At 63.8% G+C, this 9804-nt stretch carries 9 protein-coding genes and 1 pseudogene; 2 read left to right on the forward strand and 8 right to left on the reverse strand.

What is annotated here, in order from left to right; all coding sequences use genetic code 11:
- Window positions 1-1747, reverse strand: a pseudogene (locus LXM94_RS21600) (hypothetical protein); the annotation flags it as partial.
- Between the two features lie 220 nt (window positions 1748-1967).
- Here LXM94_RS21600 and LXM94_RS21605 point away from each other — a divergent pair.
- Window positions 1968-3221 (forward strand): ATP-binding protein, encoded by a 1254-nt coding sequence (locus tag LXM94_RS21605; RefSeq protein ID WP_235773544.1) that lies wholly within the window; start codon window positions 1968-1970, stop codon window positions 3219-3221.
- Window positions 3222-3243: 22 nt separating this feature from the next.
- Here the strand turns inward: LXM94_RS21605 and LXM94_RS21610 are convergent, their stop codons facing one another.
- The 7 genes from LXM94_RS21610 to LXM94_RS21640 form a co-directional block, all read right to left on the reverse strand.
- Window positions 3244-3450, reverse strand: a complete 207-nt coding sequence (locus LXM94_RS21610; protein WP_235773545.1) for a hypothetical protein — start codon at window positions 3448-3450, stop codon at window positions 3244-3246.
- 309 nt (window positions 3451-3759) lie between these two features.
- Window positions 3760-4581: a sulfite exporter TauE/SafE family protein gene (locus tag LXM94_RS21615; protein ID WP_235773546.1), complete on the reverse strand. Its 822-nt coding sequence runs from the start codon at window positions 4579-4581 to the stop codon at window positions 3760-3762.
- A gap of 64 nt (window positions 4582-4645) precedes the next feature.
- Complete coding sequence (locus LXM94_RS21620; protein ID WP_235773547.1) at window positions 4646-5356, reverse strand: fumarylacetoacetate hydrolase family protein; 711 nt, start codon at window positions 5354-5356, stop codon at window positions 4646-4648.
- Entirely contained in the window at window positions 5356-6108 is a 753-nt protein-coding gene (locus tag LXM94_RS21625; RefSeq protein ID WP_235773548.1) for an ABC transporter permease, read from the reverse strand. Before LXM94_RS21625 ends, LXM94_RS21620 begins: the two co-directional genes overlap by 1 nt.
- A gap of 6 nt (window positions 6109-6114) precedes the next feature.
- A complete protein-coding gene (locus LXM94_RS21630; RefSeq protein WP_408015677.1) occupies window positions 6115-6921 on the reverse strand; it encodes an ABC transporter ATP-binding protein in 807 nt (268 codons plus the stop codon).
- Between the two features lies 1 nt (window position 6922).
- Window positions 6923-7765: an ABC transporter permease gene (locus tag LXM94_RS21635; RefSeq protein WP_235773549.1), complete on the reverse strand. Its 843-nt coding sequence runs from the start codon at window positions 7763-7765 to the stop codon at window positions 6923-6925.
- Entirely contained in the window at window positions 7766-8755 is a 990-nt protein-coding gene (locus LXM94_RS21640) for an ABC transporter substrate-binding protein (RefSeq protein ID WP_408015678.1), read from the reverse strand.
- Window positions 8756-9002: 247 nt separating this feature from the next.
- Between LXM94_RS21640 and LXM94_RS21645 the strand changes: the two genes are divergently transcribed.
- Window positions 9003-9677: a FadR/GntR family transcriptional regulator gene (locus LXM94_RS21645; RefSeq protein ID WP_235773551.1), complete on the forward strand. Its 675-nt coding sequence runs from the start codon at window positions 9003-9005 to the stop codon at window positions 9675-9677.
- Window positions 9678-9804: the final 127 nt, after the last annotated feature.

The following is a 9804-nucleotide window of genomic DNA, read 5'->3' on the forward strand; positions in this document are numbered from 1 at the left end:
CGGCGACGGACAGACTGCTGATGGCGGCAATTTCACCCGTCGAGAATGTCGCGACGTCTTCCGCATCCAGAGCGGCGATCTGTGCGGATGTCAGAGACCTCACCTGCGCAGTGGACAGAACCTCGACCTGGTCGGTGGACAAGGCCGCAATCTGCGTGGTCTTCAGGTTCGCGACGGTGGCCGTGCTCAGGGCGGCAACCTGAGCGGTCGAAAGTGCGGCAATCGTGTCGGTCGAGAGGCCTGTAATCGCATTGCTGGCGATGGCCGCGATTTCGGCGGTGGAGAATGTCGCAATGTCATCCGCGTCGAGGGCGGCAAGCTGCGCCGAGCGCAGCGACTTCACCTGCGACGTGGACAGGGCCTCGACCTGGGCCGTGGACAGGGAATCAATCTGCGCGCTGCTCAGGCCTATGACGCCGGCCGTGCTGAAGGCGGCGATCTGGCTGGTGGACAGGGCGGCGACGTTGTCCGTGCTGAAGGCCGCGACCTGCTTGGAGGTCAGCGACAGGATCTGGGAGGTGGACAGCGCCTTTGCCTGGTCCGTCGTCAGCGCCGCAATCTGCTTGGTGGTCAGGCTTGCGGTCGTGCCCGTGCTCAACGCGGCAACCTGCGCGGTGGACAGCGCCGCAATCGCATCCGTACTCAGGCCCGCAACGGCGCTGTTCGTGATCGCGGCGATATCGGCGGTCGAGAACGTCTCGATGTCGTCGACTCCGAGGGCTGCGAGCTGCAGCGAGCTCAGTGCCTTGACCTGCGCGGAGGAAAAGGCCTCGGCCTGCGCGGTGGACAGCGCCGTGACCTGTGACGTTGAGAGGGTCGCAACCGCGCCGGTGCTCAAGGCGGCGATCTGATCGGAGGAGAGTGTCGTAAGAACGCTGGTGCTGATGCCGGTAACGGCCCTGTTGGCGATTGCGGCGATATCGGCGGTCGAGAAGACCGCCAGGTCGTCTGCCGCCATGGCCGAAAGCTGCGTCGAGTTCAGCGCCTTCACCTGCGTAGCGGACAGCGCCTCCACCTGAAGGGTGGACAAGGCCTGGACCTGGCCGGTGGTCAGGCCGGTGACGCCGGAGGTGCTGAGCGCGGCGATCTGTTCGGTGGAAAGGACCGCGACATTCTCCGTGCTCAGGACCATGAGCTGCTTCGAGGTCAGCGCATTGATCTGTGCGGCGGACAACGCCGCCGTCTGTGCGGTGGTCAAGGCCGCGACCTGTTTTGTCGTCAGGTTCGCGACCGCACTCGTGTCCAGCGCCGCGACCTGGGCGGTGGTCAGCGCTGCGAGGGCTTGCGTGCTGAGACCTGTCACCGCCCGGCTGCTGATCGCCGCCATATCGGCCGTCGTGAACGTCGCGATGTCGTCGGCTCCCAGGGCGGCAATCTGTGCGGTGCTCAGCGTCTTCACCTGAGCTTCGGTCAGGGCCTCCGCCTGTACGGTGGAGAAGGCGGAAATCTGAGTGGCGGTGAGTCTTGCAACTGCGGTGGTGCTCAGGCTTTCGATGTCGTATTTGTCGAGAACGGCCAGTTGGTCCAGTGTCAGGCCGACGATGGCAGCCTGCGAAATCGCGCCCAACTGCCGGCTGCTGAGAACATCGACGTCTTCGGTGTCCAGGGCGGCGAGTTGAGCTGAAGACAGCGCATTGATCTGCTGGGTGGAAAGAGACGCCACGTCTTCCGTCGTCCAGGCCGCAACCGATGCCGTCGATAGCGACTTGATCTGGGTAACGCTGAGGGAGGAAATGGTGGTGCTCATTCGCAAAATCCAGGATTATGGTCGTTGATCGAAATCGACTTAATTTTGCCGGCCAGCGTCAGCGAGAGTGATATCCGGCGGGAATAGGCTCGTCATGGGTATGCGCGCTGGCTTGCCTGAGACTGGAATGGACGCAGGTCACCGATCATGTGAAAGGTTGAATTTAATTCGGACGATTATCTTCTTTAAATTGGACGGCCAGTGAATTAATATCAGACGAATGATTGGTGCATATCGCCCGAAAACACTCGTTCAACGCAAGGTTCGCCCTCTCGTCGAGACCGCGCTCGGCGATACGCGCGTGGTGCTTATCGCGGGACCACGGCAGGCCGGGAAAACCACCCTTGCACGACAATTTTCCGGTCCCGAGCGTCCCTATATCACGCTGGACGACGCGGGCGCACTCAATGCCGCCAGGACGGACCCGATCGGTTTCGTTCGCGGCCTCAGCCGTGCGGTCATCGACGAGGTGCAGCGTGCACCGGAGCTTATGCTGGCGATCAAGGAAAGCGTCGACCGCGACGATACGCCGGGTCGCTTCCTGCTGACGGGGTCGGCCAATCTGGCCACCGTCCCGGCCATCGCGGATTCGCTGGCCGGGCGAATGGCGGTGATACCGCTGCTGCCCTTCGCACAATCGGAAATCCGCGATACGCCAGGCCGGCTCCTGGATCGCCTTTTCGAAGGCGAGGAACCGACGGTTGAAGCGAGCGGCGTCCTTGCCGATGATCTTCTGGAAACCGTCCTGCGCGGCGGCTATCCGGAGGCGCTGCGCAGAGCAACGCCGGGGCGGCGCACCGCGTGGCTCGAAGACTACATCACGCTGATCCTCGATCGCGACGTGCGCGACATCGCCAATATCGATCAGCTCGATCGCATGCCGCGGCTCCTCGACGTCCTCGCGGAACATGCGGGGCAGCTGGTCAACCACAGCAGCTTCGGCACGGCATTGGGCCTCTCCAGCGTGACCGCGCAGAAATATGTCGCGATCCTCGAACGCCTGTTCCTGATCAGGACGCTGCCGCCGTGGTCGAACAACCGGCTGAGCCGGCTGATAAAGACGCCCAAACTGCATTTTCTGGACACGGGTCTGCTCGCAAGCCTGCGCGAAGACGAGGTGGAGTCCCTGCGGCCAAACAGGACCCGCTTCGGCCCGCTGCTTGAAACGTTCGTCGTTTCCGAACTGATAAAGCTTGCATCCTGGTCGGACCGCCGCATGTCCTTTTCCCACTACCGGACCAAGGACCAGGACGAGGTGGACGTTGTGATCGAAGACCGGCGCGGCCGGATCGTCGGCATCGAGGTAAAGGCGTCGGCAACGGTCAGGGCTGACGATTTCCGCGGATTGCGCCAGTTGCGGGAGGCCGTCGGCGACCGCTTCGTCCGCGGACTGGTTCTGCACGACCACGACCGCGTGACACCCTTCGGCGAAAAATTGCAGGCCGCGCCGCTTTCCGTTCTCTGGACGATGTAGCCTGCCGGCGCCTGCCGCCGGCTCACGCGATCGGGTCGATGTCGCGTTCGCGGTCGGCTGCGCCGATCAGGTCGCTGGCATGCAATCGATACCGGCGCGGGAAACGGGGATTGGCGTCGCGGATCTCGGGCTCGCGCCTGTCCTCCACCTTGCAGATCCAGGTCAGCAGCCGGGACTTCAGGTCGTCGGCTACCGCCCGGAACGAGGTCAACGCGACGAGGTTGACCATCTCGTAAGGGTTGTTGTCGAGATCGTAGAGATAGCTCTCGCGATAGGCATCCGAGCGCGGCCGGTCTCCGTCTCGGAAATCTGGAAGAAGACGTCGTGCCGCCAGGGGGCGCGATGCTCGAGAACGACACGCGCCTCTACGATCTCGCGCACGATCCCGGCCAGGAGCACCCCTCTATGACGGGCGGGCGGAGGCCAGGATGGCGACGCTGATGCGGGACCTGATGCTGGAAAACGAGGCGCCACCGGAAGTCTTTGCGCGCCTGAAACCGTAATGTCCGCAGCTGGCGCCACGCTTTGCGCGCGTTGATCAGAAGAGGTCGTAGAGCATCTTCGCCGATGTGATGGCGAGGAACAGCCCGAACAGCTTGCGAAGCGTCCGGGGCTCGATCGTATGTGCGGTCCGGGCCCCGAGGGGAGCGAACCACAGGCTCGTCAGCACGATGGCGATCATGCCGGCGAGATTGACATAGCCGAGCGAATAGACAGGCAGTCCGGCCTTGCCCCAGCCGTTGATGATATAGCCGAGCGTGCCCGGCAGCGCGATGACGAGGCCGATGACGGAGGCGGTTCCGACGGCACGGCGGACCGGATAGCTGAAGATGCTGAGCGTCGGCACGGTCAGCGTGCCGCCGCCGATGCCCATCAGCGTCGAGATCGTTCCGATGCCGGCCGCCATCGCGGCCTGACCCGGTCTGGCCGGCAGCGCCGAAATCGGATGCCAGCCTTCCCGCGTGAAGAGCATGTAGGCGGCGACGATTGCGGCCACGCAGCCGAAGACGGCCGTCAACGCCTGGCCCGGGGCGTAGGCGGCGACCAGAACGCCGATCACCACGCCGATCGCGACGAATGGCGCCCAGAAACGGAGGAGCCGGATGTCCACGGCGCCGCGGGCGTGGTGCGCGCGGATCGACTGGAAGGAGGTGGGAATGATCGTTGCGAGCGATGTGGCGACGGCGATGTGGGCACGCAGCGCCGCATCGACCTCGAAGAAGGCCAGAACGTGATAGAGCACCGGCACGATGATGATGCCGCCGCCGACGCCGAGCAGCCCGGCCAGAAAGCCGGAGAGGCAGCCGACGAGGCCGAGCACGAGGGCGAATGTCGTCACGACGGTCAGGGAAACCGGCATTGCAGTCGTTCCGTGGAGAGAAAGTCGGGAGGGGAGTGGCGCGCCGGAGCGCGCCACTGGAATGTCACGCAACCTTGAAGGTCACCTCGTCGACGCCGGCGATGCGGGCAACCATCGCGTCGCCCTTGACGATCGCCCCGACGCCGGCCGGCGTGCCCGCAAAGATCAGGTCGCCGGCCTTGAGCGTGAAGAGGCGCGAGAGATAGGCGATCATTTCCGGCACCTTCCAGATCATCTGGTTGAGGTCGCCGTTCTGGCGGAGTTCGCCGTTGACCTTCAGCCAGATGGCGCCTTCGGTCGGATGCCCGACCTTCTCGACCGGGTGCAACGGACCGCAGGGCGCCGAGTTCTCGAAGGCCTTGCCCGTCTCCCAGGGGCGGCCGAGCTTCTTGGCCTCGCCCTGCAGGTCGCGCCGTGTCATGTCGAGGCCGACCGCATAGCCGTAGACGCAGTCGAGCGCCCTATCGAGCGGGATGTTGTCGCCGCCGCTCTTCAGCGCCACGACCAGTTCGACCTCATGATGCACGTCCCGGGTTTCGGCCGGATAGGGAAAGTCGGTGCCCGGCAGCACAAGCGTGTCCGGGTTCTTCTGGAAGAAGAACGGCGGCTCCTTGTTCGGATCGTAGCCCATCTCGATCGCGTGGTCGGCGAAGTTGCGGCCGACGCAATAGATGCGGTGCACCGGAAAGAGCGCCTGGCTGCCTGCGACCGGCAGGGTGGGGATGGGGGCCGGCTTGAAGACGTAGGCGGCATTGAGGGAGGTCATGTCGTTCATTATCGCGCTCCTGCGTAATATTCGATGCGTTTTTCGAAGAGTTCCACCACCGCGGACAGCACCATCGCCGCCGCGAAAAGGATGATTGTCAGAGCCCAGAACCGCTCCATGTCGAAGCTGCGGGAATAGAGCTCGAAGAGTTCGCCGTACCCGATGACGGAAACGAGTATCTGGCCGATCACGACGCCCTTGACGCCGCGGATGAGGCCGATGCGGATACCCGCAAGGATCTCGGGAAGGGCGGAGAGAAGAATGATCTTGGTGAAGATCGCGAAAGGCGATGCGCCATAGCAGCGGCCCATCTCGACGAGTGACGGCGGCACCTGCATCACACCGGCGCGCGCGTCGAGCACGATGATCCAGACGGCGAAGAGGAAAACCGTCACGAAGACCGTCGTCTCCCCGAGACCGAAGAGGATCATCAGCACCGGTACGAGGGCCGAAAGCGGCGCGCTTACGAACATGTTCACCCAGAGGCCGAAGATGTTGTCGACGACCTTGAAACGCCCCATGGCGATGCCGAGCGGTACGCCGATGCCGATGGCGAGCGCCATGCCGAGCATAAAGGACCGGATCGTCACCAGCGAGGCGTTCTGCCAGGAATTCGTGGCGACGAGCTCGACGCCCGCCGACACGATCGCGCTCATTGGCGGGATCAGGAAAATGACATCCGTCCTGCCGACGATTTCCCAGACGAGCGCCCAGAACAGGAGCGAGGTCATCATGGGGATCCTGATACCGAAAAGGGTCATGACGCGTCACTCCGCATATTGCCGGAGGCTCTGCCAGATCTCCTCGACCACATCGAGGTAGCTCTTGTCGCGCCGGATGACGTCCGGGCTGGCAGAGCGGTCGATCCTGGGCTCGATGATCTGCGAGACGCGGCCGGGGCGCGGCGACAGCAGGACGATCCGGTCGGACACATAGACCGCTTCCTCGATGGAGTGCGTCACGAAGAGGAACGTCTTGCGCTCCTTCTCGACGAGCCGCAGCAGGTCTTCCTGGAACTTGCGCCGGTTCTGCTCGTCGACGGCCGAGAAGGGCTCGTCGAGCAGCAGCACGTCGGCATTCACGGAGAAGGCACGGGCGATGCCCACACGCTGGCGCATGCCGCCCGAAAGCTGATGCGGATATTTCTCCTCGAAGCCGGTCAATCCGACTTCGCCGATATAGTGGCGCGCAATGCGAAGGCGCTCACTTTGCGGCACCCCCTTGAGCTCCAGCCCGAAGGCCACGTTGCGGATCACCGTCGCCCAGGGCATCAGGGCGAAGTCCTGGAAGACGAAGGCGCGCTCCGGGCCGGGGCCGGTCACCACCTTGCCGTTGATGCGGATCTGTCCCGATGTCGCGGGCACGAGGCCGGCGATGATCTTGAGCAGCGTGGTCTTGCCGCAGCCGGACGGGCCGAGCAGCGTCGTCAGCTTGCCGCGCTCGAACTCGAGATTGATGCCGCGAAGCGCCTCGACATCGCCGTAACGCTTGCAGATGTCGCGAACTTCGACGATGGCATCGGACGTGGCGGCTCCGTGATGTTCGGCCGCGCGGGCCGGCATGGGACTGGCCATGTCACTTTCTCCTCTTTTCGGGGCGCAGGAAGCGCAGCTCGACATATTGAAGGACGGCAAGCGTCAGTGTCGACACGGCGATGATCGACGCCACGGCGGCATACATGTGGGCGTAGTTGGCAACGGACCGGTGGTAGGTGATGAGGTCGCCGATGCCGGTCGGCGTGATCAGCAGTTCGGCGAGCATCACGCCGATGAAACCGGCGGCGATGCCGAGCCGGAGGCCGGCGAAGAGCACCGGCGCGGCGTCCGGAATGATGATCTTGAAGATCTGCTGCCGCCGCGTCCCCTGGAAGGAGCGGCACATGTCGACCAGCGACGGGTTCACGTGCCGGACCGCCTTGTAGGAGTTCAGCACGATCACCGGCAGCGCGAGCATGACCACGGCCAGCGTCTTGGCGAGAAGGCCGATGCCGTAGACGAAGGTCACCAGCGGCACGAGCGCCGCCATCGGTGCGGCCTGCAGCACGACGAAGACCGGCGCCAGCAGCCATTCGGCCTTGTCGGAGAGGCCCATGATGACGCCGAGCGAGATGCCCAGCGCGGCCGAGACGGCCACGCCGATGACGAGCGGCTGGAAGGTGATCGCATAGGCGGGAAAGAGCGTTCCATCGAGCGTCATCTCGATGAGTGCCGCGACCGTATCGAGGAATGTCGGAAAGGCGAAGCTGATCGGCACGCGGCCGGCGATTTCCCAGGCGCTGAAGAGCGTTGCGAGCGAGAGCACGGCCCAGAAGGACTTCCGGCGCCGGGCGAAGTCGGCGAGCGTTTCGACGATGCCGGAGGAGCCGTTTACGGCCCCTCCGGTCGCGCTCACCTTGTGGGGTGACGCAGCCATGTGCATCTACTTGGTTCCGATTTTCTCGAGCACCGCATTGAGGGCGGTCAGATCCCAGAAGTCCTCGACCTTCAGATCCGCGGCCTTGCCCTCCAGCGCGCCGGAGATCGTGTAGAAGTCGAAGTCGTCGCGTGCGGCGGCCTCGCCACCGCCGTTGAGGGGCAGGGCCGGTGCTGCTTCCGCGAAATAGGGGCCGATATCGGCGACCATGTCCGGCGTTGCATCGGGCAGGAGCTTGTATTTGTCGCGGAGCGCGATGGCCGCCTTCGGGTCCGCCGCGACCTCGCGCCACGTCGTCAGGATGCTCTCGACGAGGATTTCCACGTCCTCCCTGTTCTTCGAGAGATAGTCCGTATTGGCAAAGAGTGCCTCGTCGGTCGCGCTCACCTCGCCGAGCGGCAGGAAGAAGAACTTGCCCGGAGCCTCCTTCTCCAGGATGCGCTTGCCGGACGAGTCGACGATCGTCGCCTTGACGTTGCCCTGCAGCAGTGCTCCCGTCCGGACCTCCGCGCCCGGCACATAGGAGATGTTGGCATAGGCTATGCCGTTCTTGTCGGCCATCAGGCGCATGATGGCTTCCGTCCCGGAGCCGCGCGAATGCACGGCGATCTCCTGGCCGTCGAGATCCTTCCAGTCCTTGTAGAACTCGGAATTGACGACCGGATAGAACTGCAGCTTGGACAGCTGCAGGAAGATGCGGATCGGCGCCTTCACCTTCTGCAGCAGCGCATAGGGGCCGCCGATGCCGATATCGGCCTGGCCGCTGACGACGGCCTGGGCCGCAATGTCCTCGCTCTTCAGGAAGGTGACCTCGACGTCGACGCCTTTCTCCTTCGCGCGTTCTATCGCGGCGAGAAGATGCAGGGATTCGACGGTGGCGATGTCACCGAAGGCGATGCGCATCGGGTCCGCGAGAGCCAATCCGGGAATGGTGGCTGAAAGGCAGAATGCGGCAGCGGCGGCGGATGCCCTCATTTTTCTGGCAAACATGTTCATTCTCATTCCTCCCAAAATCGGGTTACCTCCTAACCCAATCGTAAACCAATTCTTCATTAATATGCGGTTGTGTCAATCGATGAATTGCGTTGCAGCGCGAAGGGTTTCTCGGACGCCAAGATGTTAATTGATTTAATATATTGTTTTTAAACAAGAAAAATTCCGCGCGCGCGGTGATCGCAGAGCGTTGACAGGCTTCAATTCGTTGAATATAAGCAAACCAATCATGAATTGGTTCTGACGTGCGATGATTGAAAACACGGATAGCGCGGTCTTGTTGCGGGTGCGGGATTTTCTCGCGACGACGCAATTGCCGGACGGCGGGCGCCTGCCGCCGGAGCGCGAGCTTGCGGAGTTCCTCGATGTCGGTCGCGGTGCGCTGCGCAAGGCCCTCGCAACGCTCCAGGCCGAGGGCGTCGTCTGGCGTCACGTCGGCAAGGGGACGTTCACCGGCGAGCGCCCGATCGACACCGTCGCCGACATCAACGCCATGGTGCAGCGGACCAATCCGCTGGAAGTCATGGGCGCCCGCATCGCGTTCGAGCCGGAGGTGGCGCGCTGCGCCGCGCTCAACGCCACGCCAAGCCAGATTGCGGAGTTGCGCGGCTGCATGCTGAAGGCACAGCAGGCGCCGACCTGGCGGCTTTACGAGCAATGGGACAACCGCCTGCACCGCTCCATCGGCGAGGCGTCGCAGAATTCGCTGCTTCTCGGCCTTCTCGACACGCTGAATGCCGTGCGCCGTGCCGTGACCTGGGGCCGGCTGCGCGACACGCCGGTGCGCCCGCCGCCGGATCATCATTCCTTCGAGGAACATGCGCGCATCGTCGAAGCGATCGCGGACCGGGATGGCGCAGGAGCGGCCGACGCGATGCGGCGCCATCTTCGCAGCGTCGAGAGCCACATGCGCGACCTGCGCTGAACGGAAATTCGAGAAGGGGCGGCACGACGCCGCCCCGTGGGAGATACGGCATGCAAAAGATCAAGGTCGTCAATCCGGTCGTCGAGCTCGACGGGGACGAGATGACGCGCATCATCTGGCAGTTCAT

Origin of the sequence: Rhizobium alarense (genome assembly GCF_021555155.1) — a bacterium.
Taxonomy (GTDB): Bacteria; Pseudomonadota; Alphaproteobacteria; order Rhizobiales; family Rhizobiaceae; genus Rhizobium_D; species Rhizobium_D alarense.

Bases quoted from the DNA above. Each gene is read 5' to 3' on its own strand.
- LXM94_RS21605 (WP_235773544.1), top strand. From the start codon at position 1,968: ATGATTGGTGCATATCGCCCGAAAACACTCGTTCAACGCAAGGTTCGC.
- LXM94_RS21610 (WP_235773545.1), bottom strand. From the start codon at position 3,450: ATGGTCAACCTCGTCGCGTTGACCTCGTTCCGGGCGGTAGCCGACGAC.
- LXM94_RS21615 (WP_235773546.1), bottom strand. From the start codon at position 4,581: ATGCCGGTTTCCCTGACCGTCGTGACGACATTCGCCCTCGTGCTCGGC.
- LXM94_RS21620 (WP_235773547.1), bottom strand. From the start codon at position 5,356: ATGAACGACATGACCTCCCTCAATGCCGCCTACGTCTTCAAGCCGGCC.
- LXM94_RS21625 (WP_235773548.1), bottom strand. From the start codon at position 6,108: ATGACCCTTTTCGGTATCAGGATCCCCATGATGACCTCGCTCCTGTTC.
- LXM94_RS21630 (WP_408015677.1), bottom strand. From the start codon at position 6,921: ATGGCCAGTCCCATGCCGGCCCGCGCGGCCGAACATCACGGAGCCGCC.
- LXM94_RS21635 (WP_235773549.1), bottom strand. From the start codon at position 7,765: ATGCACATGGCTGCGTCACCCCACAAGGTGAGCGCGACCGGAGGGGCC.
- LXM94_RS21640 (WP_408015678.1), bottom strand. From the start codon at position 8,755: ATGAACATGTTTGCCAGAAAAATGAGGGCATCCGCCGCCGCTGCCGCA.
- LXM94_RS21645 (WP_235773551.1), top strand. From the start codon at position 9,003: ATGATTGAAAACACGGATAGCGCGGTCTTGTTGCGGGTGCGGGATTTT.